Annotated in this window: 14 protein-coding genes; 12 read left to right on the top strand and 2 right to left on the bottom strand. The window is 38.5% G+C overall.

Translation table 11 applies throughout. From position 1 onward, the window contains the following. Positions 1–559: 559 nt before the first annotated feature. The 7 genes from MHH51_RS03370 (at position 560) to MHH51_RS03400 (ending at position 12,578) form a co-directional block, all read left to right on the top strand. Positions 560–2,293 (top strand): phospho-sugar mutase, encoded by a 1,734-nt coding sequence (locus MHH51_RS03370; protein WP_339284482.1) that lies wholly within the window; start codon positions 560–562, stop codon positions 2,291–2,293. Between the two features lie 44 nt (positions 2,294–2,337). Beyond that, the gene (glgB, locus tag MHH51_RS03375; RefSeq protein WP_339284483.1) at positions 2,338–4,266 is read left to right on the top strand and encodes a 1,4-alpha-glucan branching protein GlgB; all 1,929 of its coding nucleotides are present in this window, start codon (positions 2,338–2,340) and stop codon (positions 4,264–4,266) included. Between the two features lie 102 nt (positions 4,267–4,368). Then, positions 4,369–5,511 carry a glucose-1-phosphate adenylyltransferase gene (locus tag MHH51_RS03380; RefSeq protein WP_147209278.1) on the top strand — a complete coding sequence of 381 codons (1,143 nt, stop codon included), beginning with the start codon at positions 4,369–4,371 and terminating at the stop codon, positions 5,509–5,511. Continuing rightward, positions 5,501–6,673 (top strand): glucose-1-phosphate adenylyltransferase subunit GlgD, encoded by a 1,173-nt coding sequence (gene glgD / locus MHH51_RS03385; protein ID WP_147209280.1) that lies wholly within the window; start codon positions 5,501–5,503, stop codon positions 6,671–6,673. Before MHH51_RS03380 ends, glgD begins: the two co-directional genes overlap by 11 nt. 14 nt (positions 6,674–6,687) lie before the next feature. Beyond that, positions 6,688–8,121, top strand: a complete 1,434-nt coding sequence (gene glgA, locus MHH51_RS03390; protein WP_147209282.1) for a glycogen synthase GlgA — start codon at positions 6,688–6,690, stop codon at positions 8,119–8,121. Positions 8,122–8,323: 202 nt separating this feature from the next. Beyond that, positions 8,324–10,744 carry a glycogen/starch/alpha-glucan phosphorylase gene (locus MHH51_RS03395; RefSeq protein WP_339284486.1) on the top strand — a complete coding sequence of 807 codons (2,421 nt, stop codon included), beginning with the start codon at positions 8,324–8,326 and terminating at the stop codon, positions 10,742–10,744. A 4-nt stretch (positions 10,745–10,748) separates the two neighbouring features. Continuing rightward, the gene (locus MHH51_RS03400; RefSeq protein ID WP_339284487.1) at positions 10,749–12,578 is read left to right on the top strand and encodes a glycoside hydrolase family 13 protein; all 1,830 of its coding nucleotides are present in this window, start codon (positions 10,749–10,751) and stop codon (positions 12,576–12,578) included. A 54-nt stretch (positions 12,579–12,632) separates the two neighbouring features. Here MHH51_RS03400 and MHH51_RS03405 read toward each other — a convergent pair whose 3' ends face one another. Beyond that, positions 12,633–13,097: a DUF1307 domain-containing protein gene (locus tag MHH51_RS03405; RefSeq protein WP_147209288.1), complete on the bottom strand. Its 465-nt coding sequence runs from the start codon at positions 13,095–13,097 to the stop codon at positions 12,633–12,635. Positions 13,098–13,294: 197 nt separating this feature from the next. After that, a complete protein-coding gene (locus MHH51_RS03410) occupies positions 13,295–13,768 on the bottom strand; it encodes a DUF1307 domain-containing protein (protein ID WP_339284489.1) in 474 nt (157 codons plus the stop codon). A 385-nt stretch (positions 13,769–14,153) separates the two neighbouring features. Here MHH51_RS03410 and MHH51_RS03415 point away from each other — a divergent pair, with 385 nt between their 5' ends. The 5 genes from MHH51_RS03415 (at position 14,154) to MHH51_RS03435 (ending at position 19,017) form a co-directional block, all read left to right on the top strand. Continuing rightward, positions 14,154–14,546 (top strand): hypothetical protein, encoded by a 393-nt coding sequence (locus tag MHH51_RS03415; protein WP_147209291.1) that lies wholly within the window; start codon positions 14,154–14,156, stop codon positions 14,544–14,546. A 243-nt stretch (positions 14,547–14,789) separates the two neighbouring features. Continuing rightward, entirely contained in the window at positions 14,790–15,905 is a 1,116-nt protein-coding gene (locus MHH51_RS03420; protein WP_147209293.1) for an ABC transporter ATP-binding protein, read from the top strand. Next, positions 15,902–16,840 carry a sugar ABC transporter permease gene (locus tag MHH51_RS03425; RefSeq protein WP_147209294.1) on the top strand — a complete coding sequence of 313 codons (939 nt, stop codon included), beginning with the start codon at positions 15,902–15,904 and terminating at the stop codon, positions 16,838–16,840. The genes MHH51_RS03420 and MHH51_RS03425 overlap by 4 nt, the downstream gene beginning before the upstream one ends. Continuing rightward, the gene (locus tag MHH51_RS03430) at positions 16,837–17,652 is read left to right on the top strand and encodes a carbohydrate ABC transporter permease (RefSeq protein WP_339284493.1); all 816 of its coding nucleotides are present in this window, start codon (positions 16,837–16,839) and stop codon (positions 17,650–17,652) included. Before MHH51_RS03425 ends, MHH51_RS03430 begins: the two co-directional genes overlap by 4 nt. After that, entirely contained in the window at positions 17,653–19,017 is a 1,365-nt protein-coding gene (locus MHH51_RS03435; protein WP_339284495.1) for an ABC transporter substrate-binding protein, read from the top strand. It begins immediately after the preceding gene. Positions 19,018–19,046: the final 29 nt, after the last annotated feature.

Genomic DNA, 19,046 nt, shown 5'->3' on the forward strand with positions numbered 1-19,046 from the left:
TTCTTTCTGTTATTTATTTTCATCATAACATTCATTAGAGAAGATTTAATGAAATAATAATGGAGATTATCTGCATTCTATTTAAATAGTAAACCATTTTAAAATAAGCTAATTGAAATTGATATGAATAAATTATGAAATTAATCTCTTTTTCTTAAATTCAATGTATAAATCTGTAAGGATTTATAGTATAATGAACTCAAATAACCTTCTTGCTGTTATATAGAAATGAGTACTATCTGGCTAGGCAGGAAATTTGTCTATATCTTCAGATTTTAGAATATTTTGTTATTTAAACTGGATTCTTTTAGAAAGTTTAAACACCGGCCGGAGAGCAAAATAGAATATATTTCAAGGGAATATTTTTAAACAAAACGTAAACATCGCAGTCATGTTATCATGTATAACATAGAACCATTCCATATATTAACAATATATAATAATGGGGGAAAGCGATGTTTTTTTGTACCAATTTCTAGTATTTTCTGGAAAATATAAAGCTATTTCTAAATAGCAGTGAGAGAAGTGCATTGTTTTTAATGTTGAAGGGGGAATGTTTATGTCATATCAAAGCACCTATGAACAATGGAAGAATGAAGAAGCTCTTGATAGAGAGCTCAAAACAGAGTTAGAAAGTCTCTTAAAAAATGAAACAGAATTAGAAGATGCTTTCTCACATCCCTTAGAATTTGGTACTGCCGGCATGCGTGGAATATTAGGCCCGGGAATTAATCGAATGAACATTTATACGGTGAGACAGGCGACAGAAGGTCTGGCCCGATTTATGGAAAGTCAGACAGAAGAGAATAAATCCAGAGGAGTAGCGATTGCCTACGATTCCAGACATAAATCTCCTGAATTTGCTCTGGAAGCCGCAAGGACACTTGCGCGTCATGGAATTCCGTCCTATGTATTTGAATCACTGCGCCCAACTCCTGAATTATCCTTTGCTGTAAGGCATTTAAATACATTTACTGGAATTATGATTACTGCATCACATAATCCTGCAAATTATAATGGTTATAAAATCTATGGGGAAAGCGGAGGACAAATGCCTCCAAAAGATGCAGATGCGCTAACAGAATATGTCCGCTCTGTAGAGAATCCTCTGCAAATAGAAGTGTTATCTGAAGAAGAGGCAAAAGAGAAAGGCCTTCTGAAAATAATTGGTAAAGAGGTGGATAATGCTTATTTGCAGGAAGTAGATACGGTAACAATTGACAGAGAATTGGTATCAAGAGAAGGGAAGGATTTAAAGCTTGTCTTTACACCGCTGCATGGCGCAGGGAAAATGCTTGGAGAAAAAGCATTAGAGCAAGCTGGATTTAAAGGGTTTTCGCTTGTTCCTGAACAAAGTGTCGCTGATCCTGACTTTACTACTGTCAAATCACCTAATCCGGAGGAGCATTCAGCGTTCGAATATGCTATTTCTTTAGGTGAAAAAGAAGGTGCAGATTTGCTGGTGGCAACCGATCCGGATGCCGACCGTCTGGGTGTCGCTGTTAAGCTTCCGGACGAAACGTATAAAGTGTTAAGCGGTAACCAAATTGGAGCGCTGATGCTGGATTATATTTTGAAAGCACGGAAAGAGGCAAATACACTTCCGGAAAATGCTGTGGTATTAAAATCGATTGTTTCGAGTGAGCTCTCTACAGCAATTGCTGAAAAATATCAAACTAAAATGGTCAATGTGCTTACAGGCTTTAAATTTATCGCTGAAAAAATTCAGCAATATCAGGAGGATGGATCGCAGACATTTATGTTTGGGTTCGAAGAGAGCTACGGCTATCTGGTAAAACCATTTGTCAGGGATAAAGATGCCATTCAGGCGCTTGTATTGATTGCTGAAGTTGCTACCTACTACAAGCAGAAAGATGAAAACTTATACGATGCATTGCAGGAAATCTTTGCTGAGTATGGCTGCTATCAGGAAAAAACAATTTCTATTACAATGAGCGGTTTAGAAGGATCAGCGAAAATAGCTTCTTTAATGAGGCAGCTACGGGAAGAATCTCCGGAATCTTTCGGAGGAATAAAGGTTGTCAGTACAGAAGATTATAAAACACAGGAAAAAGTACACGCTGATGGTTCAGTAACCTCATTGAACACACCGGCTTCAGATGTATTGAAATACTTTTTGGAGGATGAGAGCTGGATAGCGGCACGGCCTTCCGGGACAGAGCCTAAAATCAAGTTCTATATCGGTGTGAAAGCAGGAAGTGAAGAGGCTGCAGAGGAAAAAATAAAAGCTTTTTCAGCAGCTATTTCGGAAGTAACCAATGTAACCAGCTGAAAGTCTCCTCAAGAATAAGCTTTAATGAGTGGCGGGGTGAAGAAATGCATACAAATGAGTGTTTGGAATTGGAAACAGAAGATGCAATAAAAAGGTTTCACACTGGCGAAAATTTTTATAGTCAGCATGTTTTCGGTTATCACCAGGAAGAGCGGGACGGGGAGACAGGCTTTGTTTTCCGTGTCTGGGCTCCTAACGCACAACAGATATGGCTGGTAGGAACATTTAATAATTGGGATGAGTCCTTGCCGATGCAGAAAAATGAAGAATATGGTTATTGGGAGGTATTCACTACAAAGCCTGCAGAAAATGATTTATATAAATATAAGGTGCGCCAGGAAGATGGCAGAGAGGTTTATAAAATTGATCCATTTGCCTTTGTTTTTGAGAAACGTCCGGACAATGCTGCTGTCATTCATCATGTTCCGCAGAAAAAATGGAAGGACGGCTTATGGTATGGCAGAAAGAAGCGTTCTAATTTCTTTAGACGGCCCATAAATATCTATGAGGTACATGCCAGCTCCTGGAAGCATCATGAAGATGGCACCCCTTATTCTTTTGCAGATTTAAAGGAAGAATTAATTCCTTATGCAAAAGAAATGGGGTATACCCATATTGAATTCATGCCATTAATGGAGCATCCATTAGGTGCATCATGGGGATACCAGCTGATAGGCTACTTTGCTTTAAGCTCTTATTATGGTAAACCTGAGGAGTTTCAGGATTTTGTAGAGGAGTGCCATCGGAATAATATAGGCGTTTTTGTGGATTGGGTACCTGGTCATTTCTGTGTCAATGATGATGCTCTTGCTAAGTATGACGGCACCCCTCAATTTGAATATCAGGACCCGGACCGGGCAGCGAATGTCCGCTGGGGCTCTATCAATTTTGATTTAGGCAGGCCGGAGGTACAGTCATTCCTTATTTCAAGTGCGCTATTTTGGCTGGAAATGTACCATATTGACGGGATTCGTGTTGATGCAGTTTCCAGTATGCTTTATTTAGATTATGATGATGGACCATGGAAGACAAATCATGAAGGTGGAAATAGAAACTTCGAAGGGTATTATTTCCTGCAAAAGCTCAACGCAGTTGTTAAACTTGCGCATCCGGAAGTTATTATGGTTGCGGAGGAAAGTTCATCTGATACGCAAGTTACAGGGTTAATTGAGACGGGAGCACTCGGCTTTGATTATAAATGGAATATGGGCTGGATGAACGATGTGCTTAAATTTTATAAGATGGATCCTGCCTTTAGAAAGGACCATTTTAACTTAATCACCTTTTCCTTTATGTATATGATGCAGGAAAACTATATTCTGCCGCTTTCTCATGACGAGGTTGTTCATGGAAAGAAGAGTCTGATGCATAAAATGTGGGGAGATAGATATAAACAATTTGCTCAATTACGTAATATGTATACGTATATGATGACCCATCCTGGAAAAAAACTCTTATTTATGGGAAGTGAATGGGGACAATTTTTAGAGTGGAAGTATGATGAAGGATTGGAATGGCAGGATTTAAATGATGCTTTCAACAAAAATATGCAGTATTTTACTTCCAGTCTGAACCAATTCTATAAAGAACAGCCGGCACTTTGGGAGCTGGAAGAGAGCTACGATACAATTTCAATTATCGATGCAGATAATCATAACGATTCTGTGCTTAGTTTTATTCGGAAAAGTAAGAAGAAAAAAGATTTTCTGATTATTGTTTTAAATATGACCCCTGTAGAGCGTCAGGATTTTCATATCGGCGTTCCCTATCAAGGAAGCTACAAAGAAATATGGAATACGGAAATGAAAGAATTTGGCGGTACATGGGAAGAGCATAACCCTGATCAATTGACAGAGGACGTTCCTTTTAAGGAGTACCCTTACCGCATAAAAACTGTTGTACCCGCGCTGGGAGCGTTAATTCTGCGTCCTGAGAGTATTAAAGTATCAAGAAAACCACCAGCGGCTAAGTGATTTTCCAATATATATAAGCTGAGTTACATGCTTCATTTTTTACAACAAATTTAGAAAAGTAGTTGAAAGGGGGACAGGTGAAAGGCTGCTTTCACCGCGTATATGAAAAATGAGATGCTAGCAATGATTCTTGCAGGAGGAAAAGGGTCACGATTGGGGAAATTAACAAAAAATATTGCTAAACCTGCTGTTCCGTTTGGAGGAAGGTATCGTATAATTGATTTCACTCTAAGTAATTGCGCTAATTCTGGGATAAAAAATGTAGGTGTTGTGACACAGTACCAGCCGTTGGCATTAAATAACCACGTAGATAATGGGACAAGCTGGGGACTTGATGGAATTAATTCCGGTGTGACAATTCTTCAGCCTTACGCCGGTTCAGAGGGCGGTAAATGGTTTGAAGGTACAGCTCATGCTATTTATCAGAATATTGCTTATATCGATGAGATGAATCCTGAATATCTGCTTGTGTTATCTGGAGATCATATTTATAAGATGGATTATGAAGAGATGCTGGAAACGCATAAAGCGAATGAGGCTTCATTAACTGTTGCAGTACTGGAAGTCCCTGAAAAAGAAGCTTCCCGTTTTGGAATCATGAACACAGATGAAAACGACCGTATTATTGAGTTTGAAGAAAAACCCGAGAATCCAAAAAGTAACCTCGCATCAATGGGAATCTATATTTTTGATTGGAGCAGATTAAGAGAAGTTCTATTAAGCAGTTATTCCAAAGACGATCACATGCTGGATTTTGGAAAGCATGTTATTCCTTCTTACTTGGAAAGTGGTGAGAACGTATTTGTTTACCGCTTTGATGGTTATTGGAAGGACGTTGGAACAATTGACTCCCTGTGGGAAGCAAATATGGAATTTATTAATCCTGAGATGAATCTTAATATCCGGGATAAATCATGGCGCGTATATTCTAGAAATACAATTTCACCTCCAAACTTTTTAACAGACACTGCGTCCGTGACAGATTCTTTAATTGTTGATGGGTGCTATGTTGCAGGAAGTATTAAAAATAGTATTCTATCAAATGATGTGCAGGTAAAAGAAGGATCGCAAATTACAGACAGCTTTATTATGCCGGGAGCAAGTATTGGCAGAAATGTAAGTATTCACCGGGCAATTATCGGAGAAGATGCAGTTGTCGGAGATAATACAGTAATCGATGGAACGGAAGATATAGGAGTAGTAGGTTATTCTGAAGTGATTGGAGTGACGATGGATGAGGACTAATAAAATTTGTGCTGTTTTAGGGAATATTCAACGCTATAACGCTTTACTTCCTTTAACCAATGAGAGACCGTTAGCAACATTACCATTTGCTTGTAAATACAGACTGATTGATTTCCCGCTTTCCAGTATTGTTAATGCAAATATAAATACAGTTTATATGATTTTTAATGAAGGTGAAACACAATCTGTATTCGATCATATCGGCGGGGGAAAAGAATGGAATTTAGATGGCGTGCATAACCGTTTCTTTATTCATCTTTACCAGGACTTCTTGAAATTAAAAGCACATAATCAAAGCTATTACCGTCCACTGATTGATTATCTGGAAAAATCTAAATCAGAGTATACCGTTTATATGAGCAGTAAAATGATTTGTAATATTGACCTGCGTGCCGTTTTAAAAATTCACCAGCAGCAAAACAATGAAATGACAGTTGTTTATAAAAAAGTTGAATCTGAAAAAATATGCCAGACAGATGCAGTATTATCCTTGACTGAAAATGGTCAGATTACCGAAGTGCGTCCGTATATGGAGCATTTGCAGACTGCAGATCAGGAGAATCTCTGCATGGATATTTATATTGTTCAGACAAATTGGCTGATCCGGCAATTGAAAGAAGGCCAACAGGAGGGAACTCCGGCCGACATCCAAGATTTTCTTCGCAAAAAAATTCATACTGTAAAAAGCTCAACTTATGAACACACGGGTTATCTAAGTAATATCTTTGACATCAACTCGTACTATAATGCATCGCTTGATATGCTTAACCAACAAAAATTCAGTTCTCTTCTCTACTCTAATCAAAAAATATATACCAAATTAAAAAATGAAGTTCCAACATATTATTCAGACTCATCAGAAGTAAATAACAGCCAGTTTGCAACAGGATGCATTATTGAAGGTAAGGTAGAAGGATCCTCCATATCCCGTGGAACAGTGTTGGATAAAGGAACGGAAGTCATCGACTCTATCATTATGCCGAGTGCAAAAATATGTGCTGGCGCCAGGGTCCAAAATGCCATTCTGGATAAAGAAGTGGTAGTGGACCCGGGGGTACAGATAATCGGAACGAGAGAAAATCCGGTTGTTATTGAAAAATATCAGCATGTAACCAATGATATCCTCGCAAATGGAGTAGCAGTCAGCGATATAGAGAGATAGGGGGAAAAATATATATGAAATTATTATTTGCTAGTGCGGAATGTGCACCGTTTTTCAAAACAGGCGGTCTCGGAGATGTAATTGGTGCGCTACCAAAGGAATTAGCAAAGAAAGATATAGAAGTGGCAGTTGTGCTGCCACTTCACAAAAAGATGCCGGCAGCATTCAGAGAACGCTGTGAGCATGTAGGCTCTTTATCCATAGATGTAGGCTGGAGAAATCAATATTGTGGTATTGAACGTTTAGACATGGACAATGTCACCTATTATTTTATTGATAACCTGTATTATTTTAACCGGGATGATTTATATGGTTTTTATGATGATGGAGAACGCTTTGCTTTCTTTCAGCTTGCACTGATTGAGATGATGGAAGCAGTCGATTATATTCCTGATATTATCCATGTAAATGACTTCCATACAGCCATGGTACCATTTCTCCTGAAAGAAAAATATCACTGGGTGGAAGCATATCAATCTATTCGAACAGTGTTGACGATTCATAATATAGAATTTCAGGGGCGATACAACCCGGAAGTGCTATCTGATTTGTTTGGAGTCGGTGACAGAAAGTATCATGATGGAACAATTCGTTTTGAAAATGACATTAACTTTTTGAAATCAGGTATTGTGTATGCAGATAAGGTGAATACTGTCAGCCATTCCTATGCAAGAGAAATCCAAACCTCTGAATTCGGTAATGGCTTAGAGGGAATTCTCAGGCAGGAGCAAGGAAAACTGTCCGGCATTGTGAATGGAATAGATTATGAGATTAATAATCCGGAAACAGATCCGGCGTTGAAATCTAACTATTCTTTAACCAGCTTACAAGGCAAAAAAGATTGCAAGAAAGAATTGCAGGAATTAATGGAGCTGCCTGTACGGGAAGATGTTCCGCTAATTGCAGTTGTCAGCCGTCTGACACATCAGAAAGGCTTTCATCTTGTTCTGGAAGAATTAGAGAATCTATTGCAATATGATGTTCAGTTTGTTCTGCTGGGAACAGGAGATCCGTCATTTGAACATCATTTTCGATTAATTTCGGAATGGTACCCGAATAAGTGTGCAGTAAATATTACATTTGATGTGACACTTGCGCAAAAGATTTATGCCGGATCTGATATGTTTCTGATGCCATCTAAATTTGAACCATGTGGATTATCACAGCTGATTTCTATGCGTTATGGAACCCTGCCGGTAGTCCATGAAATAGGTGGACTCAAGGATACAGTAGAACCATATAATCCTGTTGAAAAAACAGGCACAGGGTTTGGTTTTTCCTTATTTACACCATACTACATGATGGAAGCATTGAAAAAAGCAGTGCATGTTTATCAGGACGAGCAGGATGTATGGAAAAACCTTATGCATAGAGCAATGTCACAGGATTTCAGCTGGGAAACATCCAGTGGGCAGTATTACTCGCTTTACCAAGAAATATATGGATAGAGTGTATTCAAAAAGTTCAGTGTGTATTATATCTTGAGCTTTTTGAACACCTTCTTATAGATTAGGATGAACACATAACAGCATTAGTTTAAGTGGAATAAGCAGCTTTTTTAAGAAAAAAGTGAAATGCTGGTTTGAATTTTGATTTCTTAAAAGAAATGCTTGCAGCTGAACTTAGATATGCAGAAAAGAGGCTTAATACATGGCTTTAGATAAGGAAGTTTTCAAAGAAGAATTGAAGCAGAGGCTGAGAGAGAACTATGCAATGGAGCTGGAGGATGCAAGCAAGCAGGAAATTTTCTATGCATTGGGAGCGTTGGTAAAAGCACGTTACTCGGATGCTTGGAGAGATACATGGAAGTATTATGTGGATAAACATAAAAAGCAGGTATACTATTTTTCAATTGAATTTTTACCTGGCCGGATGTTGAAAAGTAATCTATTGAACTTGGGATTGCTGGATACAGCGAGAGAAGCTTTAACAGATCTCGGTATTGAATTAGACAGCCTGGCAGAAGTGGAAAAGGATATGGCTTTAGGAAACGGTGGTCTTGGACGATTAGCATCCTGTTTTATGGATTCGATTGCTTCTTGTGGTCTTCCGGGAAATGGGAATGGAATACGCTATGATTACGGACTTTTTAAGCAGCGTTTCGTGGACGGCTATCAGGTCGAGCTTCCGGATGAGTGGCTGCAAAGCGGGAATATATGGGAGATACGTAGAGAAAGTAAAGCTGTCGATGTTCGCGTCGGCGGGCGTGTGTACTTAGCAGAAACAATAGAAGGAAAATTAAAACCGGTATACGAGAATGAACGAATTCTTCGGGCAGTTCCTTATGATACAGGAATGGTGGGCTATGAGAATAATGTGGTGAATACACTGCGGCTATGGTCTGTGGAAATTCCTGATTCCGAAGAGGATAAATACCAAAGTATCCAGGGACGAAGAGAGTTGGAGGATTTAACAGCTGTTCTTTATCCGGATGATTCCAATGAACATGGGCGTTTAATCCGTCTTACACAGGAATATTTCTTTGTATCAGCAGGAATCCAGAGTATAATTCGCCACTATAAGAAACGGGTTCAAAAGCCAATTTCTAATCTCAGCGAATATATCTCTATTCATATTAATGATACCCATCCTGCACTATGTGTGCCGGAAATGATGCGTATCTTGGTTGATGAAGAAGATTTATCCTGGGAGCAGGCCTGGGATATTACAGGGAAAGTGATGAGTTATACAAATCATACGATTATGGCGGAAGCATTGGAAAAATGGTCGATTGATTTAATGCAGCGCACATTGCCGCGTATGTATCAAATTATTGAAGAGATTGATGCACGTTATGTACAGACGATGCGGGAGCTGCATCCGCATGATTTGGTAGAGCGCACCCGGATTATTCGTAATGGACAGGTTCATATGGCGCATTTGTCTATTATTGGCAGTCATAGCACTAATGGTGTGGCAAAATTGCACTCGGATTTATTAAAATCTGTTGTTTTGCATGATTTTTATATTATTTATCCAGACCGTTTTAATAATAAGACGAATGGAATTGCGCAGCGCAGATGGTCACAGATTGTGAATGAACCAATGTCAAACGTATTAGATGAGACGATTGGAAAGACATGGAGAAAGGATTCTGGAGATCTAAAGTTGCTGATGAACTATCAATCGGATCAAGCCGTTTTAGAAAAATTAGCTGAAGCAAAGAAAATAAACAAACAGGTGCTTGCTGATTATATTTTGGAAACAACGGAAATTGAAGTTTCTGCTGATGCTATTTTTGATGTGCAAATTAAAAGACTGCATGCATATAAACGCCAGCTGTTAAATCTATTGCATATTATCAAGCTTTATCAGGATATAAAAGAAAATCCGGATTTAGATATGCAAAAGCGTGTATTTATTTTTGGAGCAAAGGCAGCACCAAGCTATCATTATGCAAAAGTAATCATTAAGTGTATTAACGAAGCAGCTAATTTAATTAATAATGATTCTGATATCAAAGATCGTATTAAGATTGTTTTCTTACCAAATTACAATGTCAGCCTAGCGGAGAAGATTATCCCGGCAGCAGATGTCAGTGAACAAATTTCTCTTGCATCTAAAGAAGCTTCCGGCACAAGTAATATGAAGCTGATGCTGAATGGCGCTATTACACTTGCTACGCTGGATGGTGCCAATGTAGAAATCAGAGATGCAGTCGGTGATGATAATATTTATATCTTCGGTCTCACAGAGAAAGAGGTCTATGAATATTATGAGAATCAGGAGTATTCTGCGCATCAGCTGTATGATGAAAATCCAATTATCCGCCGTGTTTTAAATGCATTTATTGATGGAACCATACCAAATATCGTTTATGAAGGACGGGAAATTTTTGATTCACTCATTAAGTATAATGATGAATATTTCTTACTGCGTGATTTTGATTCCTATGTAAAGGCACAGGAGGAAATTGATAAAGCTTATGGAGATCAGACCTTCTGGCAGAAAATGAGCTTAATCAATATTGCTAATGGAGGCAGATTTTCGTCCGATGAGACAGTGCGCCGTTATGCTGAGGATATTTGGAAAATAGAACCGAAAGATTCATTTGTTACTGAGAAAGGATAGTATTATGCCGCATGTTTATTATAATTCGTGGATAAGTGATTATAAAAATCCATTTGGAGCTGTACAGCCCGAAGAAAAGGTTACGTTTCAGATGGATATCCATGAAAATCAAGTGATAGAAGCACAATTTATTATTCGAAAAGAAAATGGAAGTCAAGACGAAGAAAAATATCAGATGAAGGATACAGGAGACAATCGGTTCTCCTGTATCTACACACCTCATGAAGGAAAGGGTCTGTATTTTTATTATTTTTCTGTGAAGTGGAAGGATGATCATGGCGGAGAATTAACGGCATATTGGGGAGTGTCAGCTGTCAAGGGAGAGGGCCGGCTATACCAGGAACAGCACGAGGTTATCCCCTACCAATTAACCTGTTTTGAAAAGGAAGAACAGACGCCGGATTGGTATCGAGAAGCTGTATTTTATCAGATTTTCCCGGACCGTTTTTATAACGGAAATCAAGACGGGAAGGTAAATAAACCGAAGCGGAACAGTTTTATCTATGGTGATACGCGTGATACTCCGATGTATGTACGCGGGTCTAAGGGTGAAATTCTGCGCTGGGATTTTTATGGCGGGAATTTAGAAGGAATCAGACAGAAGATACCGTATCTGAAGGATTTAGGTATCAATGCAATTTATCTGAATCCGATTTTTCAGGCAGCAAGTAATCATCGCTATGATACAGCGGATTATATGAAGGTGGATCCGATGCTCGGTGATGAAGCGTTATTCCGGGAAATCATGGAAGATCTTCATGAAGAAGGTATCCATGTTATTTTAGATGGTGTATTCAGCCATGTTGGAAGAAACAGTATCTATTTCAACTATGACGGTACTTATGGAGAAGACAAGGGAGCATACCGGAATCTGGACAGTCCGTATTATCCATGGTTCAGCTTCAGTGAATATCCTGATAAGTATGCATCCTGGTGGGGAATTGATGATCTCCCGGAAGTAGATAAGTCAAACAAAGAATTTCAAAATTATATTTACCAGGATGACAACAGTGTCATTGATAAATGGAGTAAGCTGGGTGTAGATGGATGGCGTTTGGATGTTGCGGATGAGCTTCCGGATGAATTTATTTCAGGTATTCGTCATAAGCTGGACCAATATCCGGAAAAAGTACTTATCGGCGAAGTCTGGGAGGACGCTTCGAATAAAATTGCCTATGAAAAGCGGCGACAGTATATTTTAGGAAATCATCTGCATGGCGTGATGAATTATCCATTTCGGAATATAGTGTTAGACCTGCTGCAATTGGAAAAGTCTCCACAGGAGCTTTGCCAAAGGCTGACGCAGCTTCATGAAAATTATCCAAAGGATGTTCTTTTTAATAATCTAAATAATATTGGTACACATGATACGAAACGAATTTATACATTTCTGGGAGAAGATAAGGAAAGACTGAAGCTTGCATTGAGCTTTTTATTAATTGCCCCGGGGATTCCTTGTATTTATTATGGAGACGAAGCTGGTCTCACAGGAGAACAGGATCCAGATAATCGCAAATTCTTCCCTTGGGAGGATATGGATACAGATATTTTTAAGCATTGCCAAAAATGGATAGCTGAAAGAAAACAGAATAACACATTAAAATATGGTGATTTTGTTCTTTTCCATACGGATGATGTATTGGGAATGCTTCGTTTTACAGATGATGAATATACCATCTATATTATCAATCCCCATGATGCAGAAAAATCCTGCCATTTTGATAATCTGCAATTCTTGCGCGAGGTGCCATTAACGGATGAAGTAATAAAGGGTATTTTCAATAATTTAACAGTCCATGGCAAAAGTGATTTTTTTGTAACAGGAAAAATATAGATGAGCAAAAAAGCAGAGTGCATGGAGACGTATCGATGCATTCTGCTTTAAAGTTTATTCTTCTATCTTTTTAAAGCCCTGTTCTTCCAAGGATTCTATGGCATCTTCCAAATTTAAATTACCTTCTTCATTTTCCAAAAGCTCATTAAGTCCCGACAGCTCGGATGTGTCTACGGTAGAGAAATCAATTTTAATCGTTTCAATAAAATGATTATCCTGAAAATCGAGGTTATATTCCAAACCGTCAATTCCTTGTAAAGGTTCTGCGGTAGGGATAATTAGAGCTTCTGCATCTTCTTTTGTTTCTATGCCCCTGATACTTTCATAAGAGGTTTTGCTCATACTAGACTGCTCAACGATTTCTTCATCCTTGGTAACCAAAGTTACTTCAATAGAGTTAGCCCCTTCCTCTAATTTATACGTTACTGTTTCTTGATTTGATCCGCATGCAGCTAAAGTTATAAAGGAAATAAGCAAGAGAACAAATCCAGTCATTTTGAAGGTTTTTTTATTTCCCATTTTCGCTTCTCCTGTTCTTATGTAATTAAGCTAATCGTATCGGATTAAAACTGGAAAGTCAAAAGAGCTTTCTGTAGGTAATAGAAGGATGGTGTTAGAGCATTATTGGAAGAAAAATATAAAATATTTTTTATTGGAGTACAGAAAATAGATTGAAAGCAAAATAAAACCGTGCCACTAGGCACGGTTCAATTATATTATTCTTCTACTACTTCCAGTCCTGCATCTTCTAATTCTTTAACAGTTTCTTCTAAGCTGATATACTCATCATCTTCAATTGCTGGAAGGCTAGCACCAGGGACGCTGTTTAGCTCCTCCATATCAACAGTTGTCAAGTCAACAGAAATAGTTTGTGTAAGTTGATCTTCTCCATATTCAATCTTTATTTTGATGCCTTCTATATCTTCAAATGGCTCGAGTTCTGCACGAATTTCTTCATCCATCTTTTCAGCTTCTTCTTTTGATTCAAGCATCATAGTAGTATAAGGTATGTCTGTTTTGACAGTTTGATGTGTTACTTCATCATCTTTAGCATCGAGTGTAACTTCCATGCTCATTCCCATTTGATCCCCTTTAAGGGTAACTGTTTCTTCAGATCCACAAGCTGCCAATCCTAAAGTAGCAATCAATAAAAATAATAGTCCACTAATTCTAAAAGCTGTTTTTTTCATTATAGTCTTTTCTCCTATCCGTCTTTTACTATAGTTAGCTTATCGAATTAAACGAGCAAAGTCAAAGTGAAATTGAGAAAAAATAAAGAATTGGACTATTATCCTGCGTTGGAAGTAGCGGTTATTTGCTTTTTTTGGATGTTTGTTATGAAATTCGGGGTATTTTGAATATTATTTAGTGTAAGGTTTACAATATAGCTTATCCGTATGGCATTTAAGCATATTGGTAATCAATATGTTAAAATAGGGAAGAGTATTTCTCTATTATTCTGTTGTGAAACAGTGTGCTGCAGCACGAAGGTATTCATATTCATCAGGACGTAATTGCTGGAAATTGCAGCTACATCATATTTTGATTCTGCAAAAAAAGAAAAGAGGTACAATAATGGAAGCAAAAGAACGCAGAGAACAAATTAAGCAATATTGTCAGGAGTACGACAGCATTTATGCAAAGCTTGTGGAACCAATTAATGATATGTTAATGGACGTTGACGCTGGTATATCAGAGGAAACAACAAATAAAATACTAGAAAACTTAAAGCTTTCCAGTGAAGGTAAGAAAGAGGTCTTTGACTGTCATTTAGATGAAAGCAATAATTTCCTTAGAGACGGTATAGAGGATTTGAAAAATGGAAATCTTGGGGATGGTGCTTTACAGATATTCGGAGCAGGGCTTAATTTTGCCAGTTATGCGGCGAAGGCTTCTCAAACACAGGAAACTAATGCTCATGAAATGCTGGATGAACGGTTTAAGAAGTTAAAAACAACATTAAAATAGACAAATAATTTATTGGAATAGAGATTTTCAGGGCAGAGATAAATGCTCCCCTGAAAATCTCTATTTTTATTTTCCATTTATACAAAAATGATTTTTCTCCTTTCGATTTTTAATAAATGTGAATTTTATTAAGTTATTGTAAGTTATTTGAATGGTAGACGAAGTATCGGTGTGGATTTGGTAAATTTCTCAGTTTTACAAAAAATTTATGCTTTAATGAATTTGAATGAAGGGAGGAAGAGAATGAGCTATATCGAGTTAACAGATATTACAAAGTCTTATCATGCAGGGAAGAACATATTGGAGAAAATTAACTTCACCATAGAGAAGGGTGAATTCTTTGTCTTAGTTGGCCCTTCCGGATCAGGAAAAAGTACATTACTGCGGATGATTGCGGGACTGGAGAATGTGACAGATGGTATCTTAAAAATGAATCAAAAGATAGTCAATCATCTGCCGCCTAAAGACAGAAATCTTTCGATGGTATTTCAAAATTATGCGCTGTATCCGCATTTATCAGTGGAACAGAATATCCTGTTTGGTTTACAGGCAAAAAAGGTTTCCAAAAAAGAGCAGAAAAAAAGACTGAAAGAAACAGCTGAAATGATGGGACTATCAGACTTTTTAGATCGAAAGCCGCGCCAGCTTTCAGGCGGACAGCGTCAACGTGTTGCGTTAGCGAGAGCTGTTGTAAGTGAAGCACCGCTTTGCTTGATGGATGAGCCGTTATCCAATTTAGATGCAAAATTACGTGCGCAGATGCGTGTAGAGATTAGAAGGCTGCAAAAGCAGCTGGGATTAACACTTATTTATGTAACGCATGACCAAGTAGAGGCAATGACTATGGGGGATCGGATTATGGTCTTGAATGATGGGGAAATTCAACAAGTCGGGAAGCCTATCACGCTCTATAATGAGCCGGCAAATCTATTTGTAGCGTCCTTTATTGGCTCTCCTAAAATGAATATTGGCAAAGCAGAGGTAAAGAACACATCCTGTTTTCTTATAAATAATACATTGTCATTCCCCGTAGGACCGATACTCCAGGAGGCTTTGAAGGAGCATAAGGATATTGTAGTTGGAATCAGACCGGAGCATATTCAGCCGACAACGCATCATGAAGCAACACATTCTCTGGAAGTGGTCAATGTAGAGCAATTAGGAAATGAGACAACTCTTGCTTTTGATGTTGATGGGGAATTATGGACGGCGAAATGGCCAGGTCAGTGGGATATTATGGCAGGTCATCAGCTAAAGGTCTATATATCTGAGGAGCACCTCAGCTTCTTTGATGCACAAACGAAACAATTAGTCCGCCCGGCCAGCTTCAATAGTCAGGAGGAGGTTCAGGCTATATGACGGAGGCAGCTGCTACATTATCACAAGAGGATTATATTTTATTTGAGCAGACGAAACGGAAACATCGCTACAAGCAATTTATCAAGGGTATGCTTTTTCTCTTACCGTCTATCGTGCTCTTCTCTGTATTTTTATTCTATCCGTTACTTCGAACTATTTATTTGAGCTTCTTTCTAACAGACGCGAGCGGGGCCCCAACCGTATTTATTGGATGGGATAATTTTGTAACACTGTTTCAATCAAGTATTTTCCAGCAAAGTATAAAGTCTACATTTCTGTTTGTGCTTTATACTGTTCCGTTGACCATTGTTGTCAGTCTGTTTTTGGCAATTATTGCGAATGAGAAGCTGAGAGGAATTGGTTTTTTTCGGACGATATTTTCCTCTGGAATGGGAATCTCTGTAGCAGCGGCATCTGTATTTTGGCTGTACTTATTTCATCCGACAATCGGCTTTTTAAATATTATTCTGGATACATTTAGATTGGAGAAAATCAGCTGGCTGACAGATCCTTCCTGGGCATTGATTGCAATATCTGTGACAACGATATGGATGAATATTGGCTTTACCTTTTTGATATTGCTGGGAGGATTGCAGTCAATGGATAAATATCTATATGAAAGTGCAGATGTGGACGGTGCCGGGTATTTTTATAAATTAAGAAGAATTACCATTCCAATGCTTTCGCCTACCTTGTTTTTTGTTGTAACGGTAACGATTATTAATGCTTTTCAAACGTTTGGTCAGGTGGATATTTTAACACAGGGCGGTCCGCAAAATGCAACGAATTTTATTGTTTACTCTATTTATCGGGAGGCTTTTACAAATTATCAATTTGGTTCTGCCAGTGCGCAGGCGATTATTCTGTTCATTATTATCCTGATTATGACGATTATTCAATTTAAACTAGGAGAAAGGAAGGTTCATTACCAGTGAGAATTCCTTTAGGACGAAAAATCGTGACCTATTTTTTATTAAGTACGGCAGCTCTTCTTGTTTTTATGCCGACGCTGATGGCAGTGGTGATGAGCTTTATGACGAATCAGGATATTATGACAGGGAGCTTTCCCTCTGCTTTTTCACTTGATAATTATCGTCGGGCATTTGAACAGTTCTCGCTGATGCATTATGTAATAAACAGCTTATTTGTTTCAATTATTATCATGATTGGTCAGCTGGTTTTATCCAGCTTGGCAGCCTATGCTTTTGTCTTTTTAGAATTTAAAGGCCGGGACTTCCTGTTCTATCTTTTTATTGCAACCATGATGGTACCGTTTGAGGCTTCGATTATTCCAAACTTCCATACAATTCGCGACCTTGGCTGGATTGATCAATATACCGGACTGACGGTTCCGTTCTTTGCAATGGCTTTTGGAACATTCTTATTACGGCAGAATTTCAAACAGATTCCCAAGGAACTGCGTGAAGCTAGTCAGATTGCCGGAATGGGAGAGGTGAAGTTTTATTTAACAGTTGTCCTGCCGGTAGCGAAAACAAGCTTGATAACACTGGGAGTATATGGTTTCTTAACCTCCTGGAATATGTATTTATGGCCATTGTTAGCCACGACTAATGATAGTGTGAGAACCGTACAAATCGGTCTAAGGCAATTACAATCGCAAGAACAGATGAATGATTGGGGGATGATTATGGCAGGGGCTGTCATCGTTATTATTCCAACTCTGATTCTTTTATTTTCAGGTCAAAAAAAGCTCCAGCGTGGTTTAACAGAAGGAGCATTAAAATAGATGAATTTAATAAAGGAGTCGATTTTTTTGAAGAGAATTTTATTTTTTGTAATCCTTAGTTTGACGATGTTTATGGCTGCATGTGGTTCCAAAAATGCAGAGGGATCCGATCAAGAAACGAAAACGGAAGACGGCAAGCAGATCGTTACATTCTGGCATGCTATGAGCGGTGCATCACAAGAAGCTTTAGACAGGATTGTTGCTTCTTATAACGAATCCCAGGACGAAGTTGAGGTACGTGCTGAATTTCAAGGAACGTATGATGAAGCACTGACAAAGTTTCACAGCGTTGCAGGGACAGACAGCGCGCCGACAATGATTCAGGTCTTCGAAATAGGTACGATGTCGATGGTAAACAGTGGTCATATTGAACCGATTCAGAAATTTATTGATGAGGATGGCTATGATATGGGGCATTTAGAAGAGAATATTGTTAATTATTATAAGATAGATAACCAATTCTATTCGATGCCATTTAATTCATCTACACCAGTAATGTTCTTTAATAAAGATGCTTTTGAAGAAGCTGGGTTAGATCCAGAGAGTCCACCGCAAACATATGAAGAGGTGGAAGAAGCAAGTAAGGCTATTGTTGAGTCAAATCCTGATATGAAAGGCTTTGCGCTTCAGGCGTATGGCTGGTTATTTGAACAATTACTGGCAAGCCAAGGGGCATTATTATTGAATGAAAATAATGGACGTTCAGGAACAGCTACAGAAATTGGTTTTACAGAGGAACAGGGCAAATCTATTTTTGAATGGGTTGAGCGGATGAATGAAGACGGAACATTTGCGAACTATGGTATTAATGGCGATAATATGCTGGCCGGTTTTCTGGCAGAAGATGTATCTATGTTCCTGCAATCCTCTGCAAATTCCCGCGATTTAATTGATAATGCACCATTTGAGGTTGGTGTAGCGTTTTTACCACATCCGGAAAACACAGAGTGGGAGGGCGTTGTCATTGGCGGAGCAAGTCTTTGGATGAGTGCCGGCAAGGAGGAAGCAGAGCAAAATGCAGCATGGGATTTCATGAAGTATCTGCAATCTCCAGAAATTCAGGCGCAATGGCATACAGACACAGGGTATTTTGCTATTAACCCGGCTGCTTATGAGGAAGATTTAGTAGTAGAAATGCATGAAGAAAATCCGCAATTAAAGGTTACGGTAGAACAGCTTCAGGCAACGAAACCATCCTATGCGACACAAGGTGCTCTGATGGATATGATACCAGAAGAACGAAAAATTATTGAAATTGCATTGGAAACCGTATTTAATGGCGAAGATGTAGATAAAGCCTATAGTGCAGCGATGGAACAATTGAATAGAGCAATTGAAACAGCAAATAAAGCTCGTGGAGAATAAATGATAGAAAGTAAGATTACGTACAAAGA

Source organism: Oceanobacillus sp. FSL K6-3682 (genome assembly GCF_037976165.1).
In the GTDB taxonomy this organism is placed as follows: Bacteria; Bacillota; Bacilli; order Bacillales; family Amphibacillaceae; genus Oceanobacillus; species Oceanobacillus sojae.

What these genes read in the sequence shown, in the direction of transcription:
- MHH51_RS03425 (WP_147209294.1), top strand. Translation starts at nt 15,902, where the DNA reads ATGACGGAGGCAGCTGCTACATTATCACAAGAGGATTATATTTTATTT.
- glgA (WP_147209282.1), top strand. Translation starts at nt 6,688, where the DNA reads ATGAAATTATTATTTGCTAGTGCGGAATGTGCACCGTTTTTCAAAACA.
- MHH51_RS03395 (WP_339284486.1), top strand. Translation starts at nt 8,324, where the DNA reads ATGGCTTTAGATAAGGAAGTTTTCAAAGAAGAATTGAAGCAGAGGCTG.
- MHH51_RS03420 (WP_147209293.1), top strand. Translation starts at nt 14,790, where the DNA reads ATGAGCTATATCGAGTTAACAGATATTACAAAGTCTTATCATGCAGGG.
- MHH51_RS03405 (WP_147209288.1), bottom strand. Translation starts at nt 13,097, where the DNA reads ATGGGAAATAAAAAAACCTTCAAAATGACTGGATTTGTTCTCTTGCTT.
- MHH51_RS03415 (WP_147209291.1), top strand. Translation starts at nt 14,154, where the DNA reads ATGGAAGCAAAAGAACGCAGAGAACAAATTAAGCAATATTGTCAGGAG.
- glgB (WP_339284483.1), top strand. Translation starts at nt 2,338, where the DNA reads ATGCATACAAATGAGTGTTTGGAATTGGAAACAGAAGATGCAATAAAA.
- MHH51_RS03370 (WP_339284482.1), top strand. Translation starts at nt 560, where the DNA reads ATGTCATATCAAAGCACCTATGAACAATGGAAGAATGAAGAAGCTCTT.
- MHH51_RS03435 (WP_339284495.1), top strand. Translation starts at nt 17,653, where the DNA reads ATGAATTTAATAAAGGAGTCGATTTTTTTGAAGAGAATTTTATTTTTT.
- glgD (WP_147209280.1), top strand. Translation starts at nt 5,501, where the DNA reads ATGAGGACTAATAAAATTTGTGCTGTTTTAGGGAATATTCAACGCTAT.
- MHH51_RS03380 (WP_147209278.1), top strand. Translation starts at nt 4,369, where the DNA reads ATGAAAAATGAGATGCTAGCAATGATTCTTGCAGGAGGAAAAGGGTCA.
- MHH51_RS03400 (WP_339284487.1), top strand. Translation starts at nt 10,749, where the DNA reads ATGCCGCATGTTTATTATAATTCGTGGATAAGTGATTATAAAAATCCA.
- MHH51_RS03410 (WP_339284489.1), bottom strand. Translation starts at nt 13,768, where the DNA reads ATGAAAAAAACAGCTTTTAGAATTAGTGGACTATTATTTTTATTGATT.